General features: G+C 51.4%; 18 protein-coding genes. 16 read left to right on the top strand and 2 right to left on the bottom strand.

Translation table 11 applies throughout. The features are described 5' to 3' along the window. Positions 1–46 precede the first annotated feature (46 nt). The 9 genes from ACIFQM_RS18430 to ACIFQM_RS18470 all read left to right on the top strand — a co-directional run bounded on the left by ACIFQM_RS18430 (position 47) and on the right by ACIFQM_RS18470 (position 9,241). A complete protein-coding gene (locus ACIFQM_RS18430) occupies positions 47–1,150 on the top strand; it encodes a sirohydrochlorin chelatase (RefSeq protein ID WP_430038779.1) in 1,104 nt (367 codons plus the stop codon). Beyond that, on the top strand, positions 1,147–1,926 hold the full coding sequence (gene cobK, locus ACIFQM_RS18435) for a precorrin-6A reductase (RefSeq protein ID WP_430038777.1): 780 nt from the start codon (positions 1,147–1,149) through the stop codon (positions 1,924–1,926). Before ACIFQM_RS18430 ends, cobK begins: the two co-directional genes overlap by 4 nt. A gap of 136 nt (positions 1,927–2,062) precedes the next feature. After that, entirely contained in the window at positions 2,063–2,707 is a 645-nt protein-coding gene (locus tag ACIFQM_RS18440; protein ID WP_014278561.1) for a precorrin-8X methylmutase, read from the top strand. Positions 2,708–2,781: 74 nt separating this feature from the next. Continuing rightward, positions 2,782–3,927, top strand: a complete 1,146-nt coding sequence (locus tag ACIFQM_RS18445) for a cobalt-precorrin-5B (C(1))-methyltransferase (RefSeq protein ID WP_430038775.1) — start codon at positions 2,782–2,784, stop codon at positions 3,925–3,927. Continuing rightward, positions 3,920–5,176: a precorrin-6y C5,15-methyltransferase (decarboxylating) subunit CbiE gene (gene cbiE, locus ACIFQM_RS18450; protein ID WP_430038773.1), complete on the top strand. Its 1,257-nt coding sequence runs from the start codon at positions 3,920–3,922 to the stop codon at positions 5,174–5,176. The genes ACIFQM_RS18445 and cbiE overlap by 8 nt, the downstream gene beginning before the upstream one ends. Positions 5,177–5,205: 29 nt before the next feature. After that, complete coding sequence (cobI, locus tag ACIFQM_RS18455; RefSeq protein ID WP_430038771.1) at positions 5,206–5,922, top strand: precorrin-2 C(20)-methyltransferase; 717 nt, start codon at positions 5,206–5,208, stop codon at positions 5,920–5,922. Further along, positions 5,919–6,713, top strand: coding sequence for a precorrin-4 C(11)-methyltransferase (gene cobM / locus ACIFQM_RS18460; RefSeq protein ID WP_134912100.1), 795 nt, complete (start codon positions 5,919–5,921; stop codon positions 6,711–6,713). Before cobI ends, cobM begins: the two co-directional genes overlap by 4 nt. Then, positions 6,706–7,794: a cobalt-precorrin 5A hydrolase gene (locus ACIFQM_RS18465; protein WP_430065950.1), complete on the top strand. Its 1,089-nt coding sequence runs from the start codon at positions 6,706–6,708 to the stop codon at positions 7,792–7,794. The genes cobM and ACIFQM_RS18465 overlap by 8 nt, the downstream gene beginning before the upstream one ends. Then, positions 7,787–9,241: a cobyrinate a,c-diamide synthase gene (locus ACIFQM_RS18470; RefSeq protein WP_430038767.1), complete on the top strand. Its 1,455-nt coding sequence runs from the start codon at positions 7,787–7,789 to the stop codon at positions 9,239–9,241. Before ACIFQM_RS18465 ends, ACIFQM_RS18470 begins: the two co-directional genes overlap by 8 nt. A gap of 174 nt (positions 9,242–9,415) precedes the next feature. Here the strand turns inward: ACIFQM_RS18470 and ACIFQM_RS18475 are convergent, their stop codons facing one another. Further along, positions 9,416–9,865, bottom strand: a complete 450-nt coding sequence (locus ACIFQM_RS18475) for an AbrB/MazE/SpoVT family DNA-binding domain-containing protein (RefSeq protein ID WP_430038765.1) — start codon at positions 9,863–9,865, stop codon at positions 9,416–9,418. Between the two features lie 431 nt (positions 9,866–10,296). Between ACIFQM_RS18475 and ACIFQM_RS18480 the strand changes: the two genes are divergently transcribed. The 6 genes from ACIFQM_RS18480 (at position 10,297) to ACIFQM_RS18505 (ending at position 15,385) form a co-directional block, all read left to right on the top strand. Beyond that, positions 10,297–10,935 carry a ThuA domain-containing protein gene (locus tag ACIFQM_RS18480; protein ID WP_137060635.1) on the top strand — a complete coding sequence of 213 codons (639 nt, stop codon included), beginning with the start codon at positions 10,297–10,299 and terminating at the stop codon, positions 10,933–10,935. 102 nt (positions 10,936–11,037) lie between these two features. After that, positions 11,038–11,397, top strand: a complete 360-nt coding sequence (locus ACIFQM_RS18485; protein WP_430038763.1) for a phasin family protein — start codon at positions 11,038–11,040, stop codon at positions 11,395–11,397. A 1-nt stretch (position 11,398) separates the two neighbouring features. Beyond that, positions 11,399–13,069, top strand: a complete 1,671-nt coding sequence (locus ACIFQM_RS18490) for an ABC1 kinase family protein (protein WP_430039056.1) — start codon at positions 11,399–11,401, stop codon at positions 13,067–13,069. Between the two features lie 23 nt (positions 13,070–13,092). Further along, positions 13,093–13,665 carry a hypothetical protein gene (locus tag ACIFQM_RS18495; RefSeq protein ID WP_430038761.1) on the top strand — a complete coding sequence of 191 codons (573 nt, stop codon included), beginning with the start codon at positions 13,093–13,095 and terminating at the stop codon, positions 13,663–13,665. A 143-nt stretch (positions 13,666–13,808) separates the two neighbouring features. After that, positions 13,809–13,940, top strand: a complete 132-nt coding sequence (locus ACIFQM_RS18500; RefSeq protein WP_430065952.1) for a hypothetical protein — start codon at positions 13,809–13,811, stop codon at positions 13,938–13,940. Beyond that, positions 13,937–15,385 carry a SulP family inorganic anion transporter gene (locus ACIFQM_RS18505; RefSeq protein ID WP_430038757.1) on the top strand — a complete coding sequence of 483 codons (1,449 nt, stop codon included), beginning with the start codon at positions 13,937–13,939 and terminating at the stop codon, positions 15,383–15,385. The genes ACIFQM_RS18500 and ACIFQM_RS18505 overlap by 4 nt, the downstream gene beginning before the upstream one ends. A 164-nt stretch (positions 15,386–15,549) precedes the next feature. Here the strand turns inward: ACIFQM_RS18505 and ACIFQM_RS18510 are convergent, their stop codons facing one another. Next, complete coding sequence (locus ACIFQM_RS18510) at positions 15,550–15,786, bottom strand: helix-turn-helix domain-containing protein (RefSeq protein ID WP_430038755.1); 237 nt, start codon at positions 15,784–15,786, stop codon at positions 15,550–15,552. 171 nt (positions 15,787–15,957) lie between these two features. On the opposite strand from ACIFQM_RS18510, the gene ACIFQM_RS18515 reads away from it, so the two are divergent. Then, a complete protein-coding gene (locus tag ACIFQM_RS18515; protein WP_430038753.1) occupies positions 15,958–16,317 on the top strand; it encodes a hypothetical protein in 360 nt (119 codons plus the stop codon). The last annotated feature ends 270 nt before the right edge of the window (positions 16,318–16,587 follow it).

Consider the following 16,587-nt stretch of genomic DNA (forward strand, 5'->3'; position numbering starts at 1 on the left):
GCGTCTTGCAGGTTATCCCTATTTTGATGAGGAGGAAAATACAGTAGTGAATGCAATATTGTTGGTTGGACATGGAAGTCGGGACCCGGAGGGGAACCGGGAGCTGCTGGAATTTGCACAGGCGGTGGCAGATCGGGTGCCGGATATGAGTGTGGAAACCTGTTTTTTGGAGCTGACACGGCCCAGCATTGCTGAGGGTGTGCAGGCGTGTGTGGAGCAAGGGGCGACGCGTGTTGTGCTTGTTCCGATTATTTTGTTCGCAGCGGGACATGCCAAAATTGATATTCCGATGGCGATTGACCGGGCAAAGGCGAAATATCCGCAGGTGGAATTTGTATACGGACGTCCGATTGGCGTTCACGAAAAAATCGTCAGCATTCTGCAAAGCCGCTTGAAAGAGGCCCGTCCGGTTGCGGTTCCAGCCGGTATGGATAGCGCTGTGGAGGCTTCTGCCGAGGTGACGGATGAAGAAACGGCTGTGCTAGTGCTGGGACGCGGAAGCAGCGATCCGGATGCGAACAGCGACTTTTTCAAAATTACCCGTATGCTGTGGGAGAAACTCCCGTATACGTGGGTGGAGAGCAGCTTTATCGGTGTGACACAACCCTCATTTCCAGATGGCTTGGAGCGTTGTCTACGTCTAGGTGCCAAAAAAATCATCGTGCTTCCATACTTTCTATTCACAGGTGTGCTGATTAAGCGTATCCGAGAAATGACAGAGGAATTTGCGGAGTCTCATCCTGAATTACACGTGGAAATGGGCGGATATATTGGGTTCCATCCTCAATTGGTCGAGCTGGTGCTGGAGCGTGCCAATGAAGGTTTAGTCGGCAAGGTTATGGCCAATTGCGATAACTGCCAGTTCCGTCTGGAGGCGCAGGAGCATCACCATCATCACCACGACCATGATCACGATCACGGACATGACCACGATCATCATGATCATCACGACCATGACCACCATGCACATGGACACGAGCATCATCATGAGGATCACTCGCATGATCACGACCATGACCACAAGCACGAGCATGTACATGCGCACAGCCATGATGACCATGATCATGAACACCACCACGATCCTACACATGCGCCGTCTGTTGCGAGCGGAAGCGGGATTTCAGGCAGCGGGCAGGTGAGTGGCTCATGATTTTTATGCTATGCGGAACGAGCGATGCTCGGGAACTGGCGCTGCAAATCCGTGACAACGGCTTCAGGGTATTGGCCTCCGTCGTAACAGAAAGCGCGGCAAACAGCCTGTCCGAAGTGGGTTTGGACGTACGTACAGGTCGAATGACAGCCGATGAAATGGCAGCGGTGGTTCGGGAACAGGGAGTGCAGGCCATCGTGGATGCCAGTCATCCTTTTGCAGAAGAAGCTCATGCGAATGCCATGACAGCCGCCCGCGAGTCTGGGGTTCCTTATGTTCGCTACGAGCGGGCAGGGCTGGTGTATGACAATCATCCCCTGCTTCATATCGTACCCTCCTATGAGGAAGCCGCATTGGAAGCGAAGCAGCTCAAAGGCTCAGTAATGCTTACAACAGGCAGCAAGACGCTCGGCACGTTCACCAAGCATTTGCTCGAAGACCCGGAGATTCGTTTGGTTGCTCGAATGCTCCCACGTCTGGACAATATGGAGAAATGCGGCGAGCTAGGCATGGAGCAAAAAAATATTATTGCCATGCAGGGACCTTTTTCCCGCGAGATGAACGAAGCATTGTACAAGCACTTCAGCACGACGGTGATGGTGACCAAGGAAAGCGGACGCACGGGAGCGGTGGATGAAAAGGTTCAATCTGCGCTGGAGCTGGGCATTCATGTGATTTTGATTTCCAGACCAGAAGTGGAATTTGGTACCGTATTTGATCATTTCAACGGAGTGATCGACGCACTGCGTACAGCAGAAGAGAAAGCTTCCATTTGAGTTGAGTCATGCCCCTGTGAATCCGGTCGATCCGGTCAATCCAATGAATGCACAACGATTTCTGGCGTGTATTTAAAATATAGTCATCTTAAAGTACGTATATAAACTAATTTTCTATAAAGGAGTGGTCGAGACGATGGATTTTAAAACAGATTTCAAACCGCTGACGGTGCAGCCGCAGGAGATTGAGGGCAAAAGCTTCGAAATGATCACCGAGGAGCTGGGAGAGCATCCTTTTACAGAAGCGCAATATCCAGTCGTACAACGTGTGATTCACGCGTCTGCTGATTTTGAGCTGGGTCGTAGCATGGTATTTCATCCGAAAGCGATTGAAGCTGGAGTTGCGGCCATTCGCGCAGGGCAGCAGGTCGTTGCGGACGTGCAAATGATTCAGGCGGGTCTGAGCAAGGATCGTATCCGTCAGTTTGGCGGAGATGTGCATGTCTACATTTCCGACCCGGACGTGATGGAGGAAGCAAAAAGACTGAATACGACACGCGCCATCATTTCGATGCGCAAAGCGATTCAGGCAGGTGAAGGCGGTATCTATGCGATTGGTAATGCGCCGACAGCGCTGCTGGAGCTGATTCGTCTGGTAAAAGAAGGAGCGGCCAAGCCCGGCCTGATTATCGGGATGCCAGTCGGCTTCGTATCGGCGGCAGAATCGAAGGACGAGCTGCGCAAGCTGGATATTCCGTTCATTACGAACATTGGGCGCAAGGGCGGCAGTACCATCGTCGTGGCGGCATTGAATGCAATCTCCTTAATGGCTGTCCGCTAGATGCGGCTGTCCGTTTGCTGTATCATGAAATGAATTGGAGCATGATCAGCATGAGAGGTTAAGGAGGAATTGGCATGAAAAAGGAAGCGGCGTCCGCCGACAGGCCCAAAAGGATGAAAAGCGGTGAAGCTCCCGCGCCGGACAAGCCGATGCGGTCAGGCTTTACGACTGGAGCCTGTGCGGCTGCGGTTGCCAAGGGAGCAGTGCAACTGCTCATCACGGGCATTCCGTCGAAGGAAGCGGTGATATCGCTGCCAGCGGGATTCGATCATGCGTTTGAGCTGATCGAGCCTGTGCTGAACGCGGACGAGGCTTCCTGCACGACGATCAAGGACGGCGGCGATGACCCGGATGCGACGCATCAGGCGAGAATTATCGCGTCCGTCAGTTGGCGGGAGGAGTCGGGCATTGAACTCGATGGCGGCATCGGTGTGGGGCGGGTGACGAAGCCCGGCCTGCCTGTGCCTGTCGGGGAAGCAGCGATTAATCCTGTGCCGCGCCGGATGATTACCGAGGCTGTCACAGGCGTGCTTGAGGAGCATGGATCGGCTAAAGGTGTCCGTGTCGTCATCAGCGTGCCGGACGGTGAAGAAATCGCCAAGAAGACGCTGAATGGGCGACTTGGTATTCTTGGCGGTATTTCCATACTGGGTACGCGAGGTGTAGTGGTTCCATTTTCCACATCAGCTTATAAAGCCAGTGTCGTGCAGGCCATATCGGTTGCGCAAGCCATGGATTGCAAGGAAATTGTCCTGACCACAGGCGGCAGTAGTGAAAAATATGCCATGCAAATGTATGATCAGCTCACGGAAGAAGCCTTTATTCAGATGGGCGATTTTGTCGGCTTTGCGATCAAGCATGGAAAACGGCTGGGAATGAAGAAAATTATTCTCGTCGGCATGCCCGGCAAGCTGTCGAAGGTCGCTCAAGGTGTCATGATGGTTCATTCCAAGAGCGCCCCGGTGGATTTTGGCTTTTTGGCCGAGGTCGCGCGTGAAGCGGGTGTGGACGAGTCGCTTGCAGCGGCGGTGGCCGAGGCAAATACAGCTACACAGGTGGCGGATATGATGACCGAGGCGAATGCGCTGAGTTTTTTTGAAAAGCTGTGCACCTATGGTTGTCAGCATTGCTTGGAGCATGCAGGTGGTGGAATCGTCGTAGAAATGGTACTGGTAACGATGAAAGGGAATGTGCTGGGGAGGGCGAGAGTCGGTGAGTAGAGTGATCCGTGTCATTGGTATTGGTGAAAATGGAGCGGCAGGTCTGTCGCAGGAGACGCTGGAGCGAATCGAGCGTGCGGACGTGCTGGTTGGCGGAGAGCGGCAACTGGCCTTTTTCAAGGAAGCCACAGGGGAAAAACGAACATTAAAGAGCGGCTTTTCCGCCGTAGTGGAAGAATTGGGACGTTTGCGTGAGGACAAGGATATTGTCGTGCTTGCGTCAGGCGATCCGCTTTTTTTTGGCATCGCAGGGTATTTATCCGCCAAGCTGGGGGCTGAGCATCTGGATATTTTGCCGCATCTCAGCTCGGTTCAGCTGGCATTTGCACGTCTGGGCGAGAGCTGGCAGGATGCGGTGCTGGAAAGCGTACACGGCCGTCCGATGACCGGACTGGCGCAGCGGATCGACGGACAGAACAAGGTCGCGCTGCTGACGGACGACCGGAATCATCCCGTCGCAGTCGCTGCCTATCTGCTGCATTACGGCATGACAGAATACGATGCCTTTGTCGGCGAGCATTTGGGCGGACCGGATGAGACGTATCGGCATTATACGCTGGAAGAGATGGCGCGGGGAGAGTTCCAACCACTGAACGTGGTTATTTTGCGCCGCCGTAAAGGTGCGGACGTACCTGCGATTCGTCGGGGGTTTGGCTTTGAGGACGCGGAATTTCACCAGCGCAAGCCGGAAAAAGGGCTGATTACGAAGCGCGAAGTGCGTGTATTCAGCCTGTCCGAGCTGCGTCTGACAGAGCGAAGCATCGTATGGGACATTGGCGCAGGCTCTGGTTCTGTAGCTGTGGAGTGTGCGCGGCTGGCGAAGTACGGGCAAGTGTTTGCCATTGAGAAGAATGAAGGCGATCTCACCAATGTGGAAGCGAACAAGATCAAATTCCGCACCGATTTTCCGGTCATTCACGCCAAAGCGCCTGCCGGACTGGAAGAGCTGCCAGACCCGGATGCGGTGTTTATCGGCGGGAGCGGGGGGGAACTGGCGGAGCTGATTCGGCTGTGCGCTTCCCGTCTGCGTACGGATGGACGAATTGTAGTGAATGCCGCAACGATTGAGACGCTGCATGACGGCATGAAGGCGATGCAAGAAGCGGGGCTGGAAACCTCGGTGACGTTACTGCAAACAGCGCGTAGCAAGCCGATTTTGAATATGACGCGTTTTGACGGACTGAATCCGATATATGTCATTACGGGGCGGCCGTCGGTGGAAGCGGCTGACGAGGTAGCAGGGGAGTAATTTGGTAGATCAAGAGGGGGAGAGACAGCATGAATACGGCGGCAACAGGAACACTTTACGGCGTAGGCGTGGGGCCGGGTGATCCCGAGCTGATTACGGTCAAGGCGTATCGTATGCTTCAAGAATGCGCAGTTGTGGCTTATCCGAAGAAACGTCGGGGAGGCAAATCGTATGCCCATGAAATCGTGGAGCTGTACGTAAACCCAGAGGAAAAAGAGATGCTGGGGCTCATTTTCCCGATGACCAAGGACCCGGTTGTACTGGAACGGGAGTGGAACAAAACGGTGGTTGCCTGCTGGGAGGCTCTGAGTCAAGGCAAGGATGTAGCCTTTGTCACCGAGGGGGACCCGAATCTGTACAGTACCTTTATTCACTTGGCGCGTCTCATGAAGGAGCTTCATCCCGAGGTGCCGATTGTATCTATTCCGGGCATTTCCTCTGTGTTGGGAGCAGCGGCGGCACTGGAGTTGCCTTTGGCAGACGGAGATCAGCAGGTCGGTATTATTCCGGCTACCCATGATAAGGAAGCGATGAAGCGGGCGATTGAAAATCACGATACGATCGTGTTCATCAAGGTTGCCAAGGTGCTGGATCTGATTTTGGATGTGCTGGATGAACTGAATCTGGGGGATCGGGCGTCTGTTATTACCAAGGTCACTTCTCCTTATGAAATGGTATGGCGTAACGCGCGCGAGCTGCGCGGACAGGAGCTTGAATATCTGAGTCTGATGGTGGTGAGCAAATGAGTTTGGAGCCGAAAGTATATATTGTAGGAGCGGGGCCCGGCGATCCCGAGCTGATTACCGTCAAGGGCTCCCGGATTTTACGTACAGCAGATGTTGTATTGTACACGGATTCACTTGTGAACGACGAACTGATTGCCACGGCCAAGCCGGAGGCGCAGGTGCTGCAAAGCTCGGGCATGGATCTGGAGCGGCAGGTCGAAATTATGAGCGAGGCTGTGCAGGCTGGACGCAGTGTAGCTCGTGTACATACGGGGGACCCGGCAGTGTACGGTGCCATTTTGGAGCAGATGGTATTGCTGAAGCAGCGCGGAGTCGCTTATGAAATCGTGCCCGGTGTTAGCTCGGTCTTCGCTTCTGCTGCCGTGCTTGGCGCAGAGCTGACTGTGCCTGACCTGACACAGACGGTCATTCTGACGCGTGCGGAGGGACGCACACCTGTACCGGATCGGGAAAAGCTGCGCGACTTGGCATCCCATCACTGTACAGTGGCGTTGTTCCTTAGTGCAACGTTGGCGAAGAAGGTCGTTGTCGAGTTTCTGGCGGCTGGCTGGAGCGAGGACACACCTGTAGCGGTTGTACAACGTGCAACCTGGCCAGACCAAAAGATTGTGCGCACAACGCTCGCTCAATTGCCTGCCGATCTGCGCGCAGCGGGAATCACGATGCATGCGATGATTTTGGCAGGTTGGGCGCTCGATCCGGGGCTGGTGGACAAGGACGCGCATCGTTCCAAGTTGTATGATAAGTCGTTCACCCACGGCTACCGCAAGGGAGTGAAGCCTGGTGAGTAATCCATTTGCCGCTGTGGCGATCACGAAGCATGGAGTGGAGATGGTCCGTCATTTAGGAGCCAGTTTTCCGGGAACGGATGTGTATTACATGTCCAAGTTTGAGCGGGGCGACGAGCAGGAGCACGGTATTCAATTGTTCGAAGGCTCGGTTAAGCTGATTTTGCCGGATTTATTTAAACAATATAACGGTATTATTTTATTTATTTCTCTCGGTGCGGTCGTTCGTATGATTGCGCCGATTCTAGTGGATAAAAAGGTAGACCCGGCGGTTGTCGTCATTGATGATCGCGGGGAGCATGTCATTAGCGTACTGTCGGGGCATTTGGGCGGAGCCAATGAACTGACCCGTCATGTGGCTTCGGTACTCGGCGCGCGCCCGGTGATTACGACCGCATCGGATGTGCAGGGCACGATTCCGGTGGACATGTTCGGTCGGGAATTAGGTTGGGTAGTCGACAGCTTCGACAAGGCAACTCCGGTGAGTGCGGCTGTTGTGAATGAGGAGCCTGTGGCGCTCGTGCAAGAGACAGGCGAACGGAACTGGTGGCGTTATGACAAGCCTGTGCCTGCCCATATCAAGGTATATGCTTCGATGGCAAAAGCGTCACAAGAGCCGTTCAATGCGGCATTGGTCGTTAGCGACCGTCTGCTGGAGCCGGAGGAAGAGGAACGGTTTCTGGCTAATGGCGTGCTATATCGTCCGAAAAGTCTGGTGCTCGGCATCGGCTGTAATCGGGGTACTGCTGTGGAGGAGCTGGAGGCTGGCGTGCTGGACAGCTTGAATGAGCTTCGCTTGTCTGTGAAAAGCGTGCGCAATATTGCGACCATTGATCTGAAAAAGGATGAAGAGGGCTTGCTTGCCCTTTGCGCCAAATACGGCTGGGAGCTGGTGACGTACACCCCGTCAGAGCTAAACACCGTGCAGCTTCCCAATCCATCGGAAACGGTCTTCAAGTACACAGGAGCGTACGGTGTCAGCGAGCCTTCAGCGCTCTTGTCCTCCGGTGCAGATCATTGGCTGCTGGAGAAGAAAAAAAGCGGTAATATGACCATTTCCGTAGCACGGGTAGCTTATGACTGACCGCAATAAGCAGGATGTGCGGACCGATCCGGCCGCTGGCGCGCGGAGAAGCCGTATCGTCGTGGCTGGAACGGGCAGTGGCGCGGGCAAAACGACCGTCACCCTCGGGCTGATGAAGGCTTTTGCCGACGGCGGCTTGCGAGTGCAGGGTTTTAAGTGCGGGCCGGATTATATTGATCCGACCTATCACACCGCCGCGACCGGAACGCCTTCACGTAATCTCGATTCATGGATGACCTCGCCGGATACGGTGCGTGAAACCTTTATCCGTGCCTCCGAAGGTGCGGATATTTCCGTGATTGAAGGCGTCATGGGGCTTTATGACGGCAAGGACCCGCTCAGCAACACCGGGTCGACCGCCGAAATCGCTATGCTGACGGATAGTCCTGTGCTGCTGGTCGTTGACGTACGTAGTATGGCACGAAGCGCGGCCGCTATTGTACTAGGTTTCCAGCGTCTGGAGCCGAAGCTGCGCATTGCGGGTGTGATCGTGAACCGCTGCGGAAGCCAAGGGCATTACGGCATCGTCAAAAAGGCGATTGAGCAGGAGTGCGGCATCCCTGTGCTCGGCTGGCTCCAACGCGACGACGGGCTGGATATTCCCGAGCGTCATCTGGGCTTGGTCCCGGCTGTCGAGCGCGGCGAACTGGAGCCGCTCTTTCAGCGGGCAGCGGAGCTGATCCGCGCAGGCACGGATTTGGACGCGCTGCGGGCACTGGCGGACTCGGCTCCGCCGTTGTCTTTGCCAGTGCAGCCGCTATTTGCCCCGGGTCGGCTTTCGTCGGAGACGCAAGCCGACGCCGGGGCACGTCCAGTCATTGCCGTTGCCAGAGATGCGGCGTTCAATTTTTACTACCCGGAAAATTTGGATTTGCTGCGTCAGTCGGGAGCTGAACTTTCTTTTTTCAGTCCGCTGGCGGGAGAACGCGTACCTGAGCAGGCAAGCGGCCTATACCTGGGCGGCGGCTTCCCTGAGGAGTTTGCCGCAGATATCGCTGCAAATACGGGCTTCTTGGAAGATATCCGCAACGCGGTGAGCCGGGATATGCCTGTATTCGCCGAATGCGGTGGTTACATGGTGCTGGCACGTACACTTACAGATCGTTCCGGTGCCGTGCATGGCATGGCGGGAGTGATCCCGTCCGATGTGCGAATGCAGGAAAAGCGGGCCGCACTCGGATATCGGGAAGCAACTGCATTACAGGATTGCTTGCTGCTGGAAGCCGGTGAGAACATTCGGGGCCATGAGTTTCATTATTCTGTGATGGCCTATGATGAATCGGCCTCCCCGTACCCTTATGCCTATCAAACCAAGGGGATGCGCGGGCTCCAGAGCGAAGGCTATGCGAAGGGTAACCTGTTGGCAGCTTACACGCATATTCACCTTGCCTCTCTTCCCAAGGCGGCAGCACGCTGGGTAGAAAAGTGCAGGGCATACGGTCAGTAATCCGCCATCTGGCAACCATTGCAACTGTAGTTCCTAACAGGATAAAAGAACAACTTCGTGTGTATGCCAAAAAAGCCGGGTCCCTTGCTGACAAGGGTCCGACTTTTTTAAACTTAGGAAAGAATCAACCTTACATAACATGGAAGCGTATTCATTACTTTTTTAGTGGTTTGCTCACATGAGCTTCTTCAACTGGGAAATCCTTCCCTGACTCACGCCTAGCATAGAAGCGAGTTGTTTTTGTGAGGATGCTGGGTGTTCTTCCATAAGCTCTTTCATTTTTTCCAGAATAACATCTGTACGTTGATAAATCTTTTTCATATGCATATTTTGCTTGATTGGATTCAAGTTGGTTTCTGCCACCGTGACCGGAAGCAAATCTTCCGTTTTCATCGCTGCTGTACATTCGTCGCAAATAAACTGGTCTTTAAAATAAGTGTTCGTATCAACCGCACCGCAAAATATGCAATTGGTTGATTTGTACTTACGGAGCATGAGTGTCTGGTCTTCAATAAAAAACTCTAATGGATCGCCGATGTCAATCTCCATCGTCATGCGCAACTCTTTAGGAAGCACAATTCGTCCCAAGCTGTCCAAAGGCCGGGTCATTCCAGTCCTCTTCATTCATGCAACCTCCCCGGTTTTTAAGATTCATAGAATGTATAAGTTTTAAGAGAGCTTAATAATTCTATAACCGCAAGCATAAACTTCTTACTAAAAAGCGATTCAGCCTTTTTTAGAAAACACATGAACACGCTTTTTTTCTTACGAGTATACCATAAACCGATGAATTCGCCAGTGTTCACGCATATAAATTTTTGAACATGTTTATTCCAATCGAATATATATGCTATAATCCTCTGCTAAAGGATTTAATAGCTCGCCTGTAGAATTATTTATATATCCCATAGCTCGGGCTATGATGGCGGTGTTATGCGCAACGGGTGAGGGCTAGTTTGAATTTTTTGAGCCCAGAGACGACACAAATAAGAACAAATGATACGGGACATCGTCTTTAAAGTCCTTATGTACAGATTAGGCAAGGAGGATTCATCATGGAAAGAAGAAAAGCATTGTTGTTAGGAGATTATACGTATCCGGAGTTTCACCCGCTACAAGGGGTGGACGGAGAGATTAGCCATATTTTACAGGATTGGATGACAGTACAATGCAGCGAGAATCGTAAAATGCTGCTCAAGGAAAACCTGGCCTCATTTGATTTATGCATCTCATACTGCGATAGCCGCAAGGAGGTTCTGTCTCCCCAGCAAACAGCAGGGTTGCTGTCCTACGTCAGTGGCGGGGGTGGACTGCTCGTGCTGCACAACGGAATTACGTTGCAAGGCCGATATGAAATTGCACAGCTCATGGGGGCGCGTTTTTTGCGGCATCCTGCTGCGGGCCAGTTGTCCTTCAAGGTGACGGAGCCGGACCACCCGATTATGGAAGGGATTGAACCGTTTGAGATCGAGGAGGAGCCGTATCGGTTTGATTTTGATCCGTTTACTGAAAAAACACTGTTGATGGAATACGAATACGAGGGCCAATGGTGCCCAGCAGCATGGTCGTTGTCCTATGGCTTGGGTCGGGTTGTCTATTTGATGCCTGGACACAATCAGCCAAGCTTCCAGCATGAAGGGTATCGTAAGCTGATTCTTCAGGCTGCCAAGTGGGCCGGACGCTTGCCGGGCTAGTATAACTGATGTCTTCTAACTAGGGAAGGGGAGCTGCGGACTTTATGCGGTTCCCCTTTTCGGGTTATACTATAGGAAATCACAGGTAGGGGAGGATATATCATGAGCGATTTGTTCAAAAAAGCCATCTCTTTGGGATGGGGCCTCACCATTGTCAGCAAAGAAAAGGTGGAAAAAGCCGTCGAGGATCTTGTGAACCGGGGAGAACTTGCACCCTCGGAATCCAAAGCGCTGGTTGATCGTCTGATCGAACGGGGCGCAGAGGAACAGGGACAGTTCAAAACGGTGATCCGCGAGCAGGTTAGCCGCATTTTGCAGGAGCTGGATGTACCTACCGAAACTGATGTCGCAAGTTTGGAGCAACGTGTGGCATCCCTGGAAAAAAAGGTAGCGGAGCTGGAAAAAGAGAAGGCCGCGCTTACGGGTTCGAGCGATGCTGAAGAAGGGAACCGACTGGATTAAAATGGCGGTTCGTATAAAGCACGCCGGTCGTTACCGGGAAATTGCCATGGCGCTGGCGCGTCATGGCTTTGGCTATATGGTGGAGGAAATAGGCCTGTTCCAGCTATTATCGCTGCCCCGTAAGTGGCTGATGAGAGAAACGCCAGAGTCCAAAACGCTGGGCGAACGGATTCGGCTGGTGCTGGAGGATCTTGGGCCTGCGTTTATTAAGCTTGGGCAGTTGGCAAGCACGCGCGCAGACCTGTTGCCGGAGCCGATTATCCGTGAGCTGGTCAAGCTTCAGGATCAGGTGCCGCCATTTTCTGCTGAAACCGCACGTGGCATTTTGGAACAGGAGCTGGACACGTCATTGGAGGATATCATGGCCCGTTTTGACGATGTTCCGCTGGCTGCTGCTTCCATTGGTCAGGTGCATCTGGGGAAGCTGCACAGTGGAGAACTGGTCGCCATTAAAATCCAACGCCCTGGCGTGAACCGCATCATTCGGCGGGATCTGGATATTTTGAGGGAACTGACTGCAATGGCGGTCAAACGCTGGGAATGGGTGGAACGCTATCAGCTTAGCCAGATGATGGAGGAGCTGGGCAGATCGCTCATTCAGGAACTGGATTACAACCATGAAGCCCGCAATACGGAGAAAATCTCGCTCCAGTTCGAGCAGGACTCGCATATCCATATTCCGAAAATATATTGGGACCATACCTCCTCACGTGTATTAACCATGGAGTTTTTGGATGGTACTCATCTGGGCAATCGCGAAGAGCTATTACGTCGTGGATATGATTTGAAGGATCTGGCGCAGCGGCTGGTAAACAGTATGCTGCATCAAATCTTTATTGAAGGTTTTTTTCACGCCGATCCTCATCCGGGAAATTTGCTTGTCCTTAAAAATGGCAGTCTCGCTTATTTGGACTTCGGCATGACCGGGCGGTTGAGTGAAGAGATGAAGAATCATCTGTCCTCGCTTATTATCGCGCTGATGCGCAAAAATACCGATGCCATGGTTCGGGCTATCGAACGGCTGGGGCTAGTTGAGCCAGATACGGATATGAACGCGCTGCGTGCCGATCTGGATAAGATGCGCGAAGATTACTCGGACGTTCCGTTCTCGCAGGTCAGCATCGGGAATGCCCTGAACGACCTGTTCGGCGCAGCACAGCGGCACCGGATCGGCCTGCCTTCAGACGTCTTGCTGCTCGGTAAGTCGCTGCTGACGCTGGAAGGGGTCGTTGAGCATCTCGACCCTGATCTTAGCATTCTTGCTCTGGCGGAGCCTTTTGGCAACAAGCTGTTAAAGGAGCGCTTTAGCGGCCGTCGTATCCGGGGCAAGCTGCTGGGCGGTGCGACCGAGCTAGTCGAGACGCTGATGGAGCTTCCAGGGCAGGCAAGGCATCTGGCTTCGATTATCAGCAAAGGCAAGCTCAAGCTGGAGGTCACCGTGCCGGAGCTGGAAATGCTCCTACGCAGGCTGGATCAAATCAGCAATCGCCTGTCGTTCAGCATTGTACTGCTGGCGTTCTGCATTATTATGGTCGGTCTGATTATCGGTTCATCACTGAATCATCAGGCGAACATGCTGTGGAATGTACCTGCGATTGAGATTGGCTTTGTCGTCGCTCTCTTAATGGTTGCCTTTTTACTGTATTCTATTTTTAAATCGGGAAGATTTTAGATACCCATCGGAAAGGATGAGCCATGGATACTCATGAGATCAACACCATCCCCATTCATAGTTTCCAAATCACCGATGTGCCGTGGCACCGTCTGACGACTCCATATGGCAGGGGGACCGAGCTGCCGCAATTGATGTCGGACGGAAAATATGATGACATTGCTAATCTGATTGAGCATCAGGGCACATTGTGGCAGGTTACGCCGTGGGCTTTGCTTTTCTTATTAAGAAATATACATGCGAGAAAAGTGAATGATATCACGCTAGAGGAATTAGAGTGTTATCATGCAGTTATTGAGGCATTGGATATGCAAAATGCACAAGCTGATTCACAGAAGTCTGTTGAATCCCTGGCCATGCTGTTGGATGAAAAATATCTGTGGCCAGAAGACACCGATCCTGAAGAAGATGAACTGGAGTGGGAAGAGGAAGAAGCGCGAGGCTATGATCCGGTGGCCTTTTGGAGCTATTACGATTATAGCTACCGTTTATTGAAGCGTGCATTACCTGACTTTGAGAGCATGCTCCTGCATAGCTCCGAAGCGGATATCTGTGACTCCCTAATGGAGCTTGTACAGGAATTGCGAAAATTTTAAATATAAGAAAACGAATCAAACGAAGGAAACAGCGATATTCCAAGGAAACGCCTGTTTTCTTTTTCCAAACAGCCTCTTACCTGACTCGTTTCTGCGAACCCCTTACGTTATAATGATGGACTGAATGTAACGGACGGGTTCGTGTGAGAGAAACGAGCCGAATCATAGGAGAGCCTATGCGATTGGCCGCTGGACGGAGGCCCGGAACGACTACCGGGCTGCGGGTCAACACGCTGTTCTCCGTTAATATAGGAGGCTGGAACGAGACTGTATGAATCTTAGACAACAATGGTTCGGTAATATCCGGGCTGATATACTTGCAGGTATGACCGTGGCGCTGGCGCTGATCCCGGAGGCGATTGCCTTCTCGATCATTGCCGGTGTCAATCCGATGGTCGGATTGTACGCCTCCATTTCGATGGCAATTGTCATTTCTTTTGCAGGCGGACGTCCGGCGATGATCTCGGCAGCAACTGGCGCTGTAGCGGTACTGGTGGTGGGCTTGGTGAAGGATCATGGCGTGGAATATCTGTTTGCGGCTACTATTTTGGCAGGTATTATTCAGGTGCTGCTGGGTGTTTTGAAAATAGGGCGCTTTATGAGCTTTATTTCGCAGCCGGTCATGACCGGGTTTGTGAATGCGCTGGCGATCCTCGTCTTTATGGCGCAGCTCACCCACTTTCACGGAGCCAATTGGATCATGTACGCGATGGTGGCGGGTACGCTGCTCATTGTGTATATTTTGCCGAAGTTTGTGAAAAGCATTCCCGCTCCATTGACGGCAATCATTATCATGACGATCATCACGTATACGTTTGGGTTAAATGTTAAAACCGTAGGCGATATCGGTACGCTGACTAGCTCACTGCCTTCATTCCATATGCCGCAGATTGAGTGGTCGTTGCATACCTTGTGGATATTGCTGCCGTATTCCTTTACGATGGCGCTGGTGGGACTGCTAGAATCACTGCTAACAGCCAGTATTTTGGATGAAATGACCGAAACAAAAAGCAATAAAAACCGGGAGGCCCGTGGGCAAGGGCTTGCCAACTTTGTCAATGGTTTTTTCGGCGGTATGGGTGGCTGTGCCATGATCGGGCAATCCGTTATTAATGTTAGCTCGGGAGGTAGAGGGCGTTTGTCCACCTTCACGGCAGGGGTGTTTCTGGCCTTTCTGCTGTTGGTGCTCGGCGGGGTTGTGAAGGAAGTACCGATGGGCGCACTGGTGGGAGTTATGTTTATGGTGTGTATCGGGACAGTGGACTGGAATTCGCTCCGAAATATCGCCAGGGTTCCCAAAGCGGACACATTTATCATGGTTACAACGGTCGTCATTGTGGTGGCTACGCATGATTTGTCCAAGGGAGTTATCGTGGGTGTGCTGCTGAGTGCCCTGCATTTTGGCTGGAAAATGGCTAAAATCCGCATCAGCGCGACAGAGGACGACGATGAAAAGGTGTACCATGTTAGCGGTCCGATGTTTTTCGCTTCGACGACTCATTTTGTCGATCATTTTGAACCTTCGGATGATCCGAAACGCGTGGTGGTCGATTTCAGCCAATCGCATATTTGGGATCATTCTGCGGTAACCGCCATTGGGAAGGTGCTGCAAAAGTACACGAAATCCGGTAAATTGATTACCCTGCGGGGACTGAACGAGGAAAGCCGTTTGATTGTAGAAAAGCTCGGCGGTTCTGTAGTTACGGAGCCGCTGGTGTGATAAATGGTATAGAATAGGTCAAGGCCTGGAATTTAGACATTCCAGGCTTTTTTATGAGTAAAATATTTGAAATTGTTACAATAATTATTCTAAATAACTTAAAAATATCCCTGCCAAAGGCAGAGATATAAAGTGCAGCGGATTATTCTATGGATGAATTAGTGTTACTCTAATTCATCTTCAGGTAAATATTCGAGAACATCGTGCAGGGTTAACGGACGACCAGAAAGACGAATCAGCGTTTCCATCACTGTATTAAACGTTTTGAATTCAATCCTCTTGGATGTATTGTTACACATTTCATAGATCGTATTGGGTCTGATTTTAGCCTCACGAGCAAGAGCGTTTTTAGTAATCCCGATTTCTCGAAGCAATTCTTCAAGTTTGAAAGTAATTCCCATACATACACCTCATTAAAAAATTTAGATACAATAATATTAACTATTGAAGTTTATCCTTAAAAGATATAAAATAACTACAAAGGTTGTACTTGAAAGGCTCATGTATTAGGAACCGAACTCAACAACCTTTCATAGAGGACAATATAAAAGATGTGAAGGGAGTTAATTCTAATGAACAAAAGTAATTTTGAAAAAGTAAGTCTCATTCTTGGTCCCTGCGATCTTCCGCATATGTATGAGCTTTTCGAGGGCTATCTGATCAAGGACCGTTACGTCATGATGATCGACAATAGTGTGCTTACCCTTCGACATGTAAAAAAGGAAAGACATCATTCCCATCTATATGTGGACGGCGATACAGGTGGCATCACTCTTGCAAGGCATGTACAACGTGAAGACATAGATGTGATTACTGAGTTGGTTGAACGATTGCGCAACATGGATGCATTAAGTTTTCTTACAGACGAACTGTTATGGAATACATGTCGGGAAGATATGGACTTTGATTTAGTTCGGAATAAAGGACTATGAAAAAATGGTGAACGTAAATTCGAATTCTAATTTTTGTTCCGACGTTACTTAACTATAATGTAACACACAAGCGTAAAAGGGTGAAACAAACTCTTCCATTACTTAAGGTACATATTTACTCTACAAATAGTCTTTAGGCACAGACTACCAATAAGAGCCTAAATGAATAGAATAGTAATTTACACATGGCTAAAACAGATGTGGTACCTGCACTCCTGATGGAGGTACACAGGAAGGCAGGTTTTTTAAATGACGGATTGTCAAGCCAAG

The organism is Paenibacillus sp. NRS-1782, from assembly GCF_050467685.1.
GTDB lineage: Bacteria > Bacillota > Bacilli > Paenibacillales > Paenibacillaceae > Paenibacillus > Paenibacillus terrae_A.

Excerpts from the sequence above, each read along its gene's own strand:
- cobK (WP_430038777.1), top strand. The coding sequence starts at position 1,147 with ATGATTTTTATGCTATGCGGAACGAGCGATGCTCGGGAACTGGCGCTG.
- ACIFQM_RS18440 (WP_014278561.1), top strand. The coding sequence starts at position 2,063 with ATGGATTTTAAAACAGATTTCAAACCGCTGACGGTGCAGCCGCAGGAG.
- ACIFQM_RS18445 (WP_430038775.1), top strand. The coding sequence starts at position 2,782 with ATGAAAAAGGAAGCGGCGTCCGCCGACAGGCCCAAAAGGATGAAAAGC.
- cobI (WP_430038771.1), top strand. The coding sequence starts at position 5,206 with ATGAATACGGCGGCAACAGGAACACTTTACGGCGTAGGCGTGGGGCCG.
- cobM (WP_134912100.1), top strand. The coding sequence starts at position 5,919 with ATGAGTTTGGAGCCGAAAGTATATATTGTAGGAGCGGGGCCCGGCGAT.
- ACIFQM_RS18470 (WP_430038767.1), top strand. The coding sequence starts at position 7,787 with ATGACTGACCGCAATAAGCAGGATGTGCGGACCGATCCGGCCGCTGGC.
- ACIFQM_RS18475 (WP_430038765.1), bottom strand. The coding sequence starts at position 9,865 with ATGAAGAGGACTGGAATGACCCGGCCTTTGGACAGCTTGGGACGAATT.
- ACIFQM_RS18480 (WP_137060635.1), top strand. The coding sequence starts at position 10,297 with ATGGAAAGAAGAAAAGCATTGTTGTTAGGAGATTATACGTATCCGGAG.
- ACIFQM_RS18485 (WP_430038763.1), top strand. The coding sequence starts at position 11,038 with ATGAGCGATTTGTTCAAAAAAGCCATCTCTTTGGGATGGGGCCTCACC.
- ACIFQM_RS18490 (WP_430039056.1), top strand. The coding sequence starts at position 11,399 with ATGGCGGTTCGTATAAAGCACGCCGGTCGTTACCGGGAAATTGCCATG.
- ACIFQM_RS18495 (WP_430038761.1), top strand. The coding sequence starts at position 13,093 with ATGGATACTCATGAGATCAACACCATCCCCATTCATAGTTTCCAAATC.
- ACIFQM_RS18505 (WP_430038757.1), top strand. The coding sequence starts at position 13,937 with ATGAATCTTAGACAACAATGGTTCGGTAATATCCGGGCTGATATACTT.
- ACIFQM_RS18510 (WP_430038755.1), bottom strand. The coding sequence starts at position 15,786 with ATGGGAATTACTTTCAAACTTGAAGAATTGCTTCGAGAAATCGGGATT.
- ACIFQM_RS18515 (WP_430038753.1), top strand. The coding sequence starts at position 15,958 with ATGAACAAAAGTAATTTTGAAAAAGTAAGTCTCATTCTTGGTCCCTGC.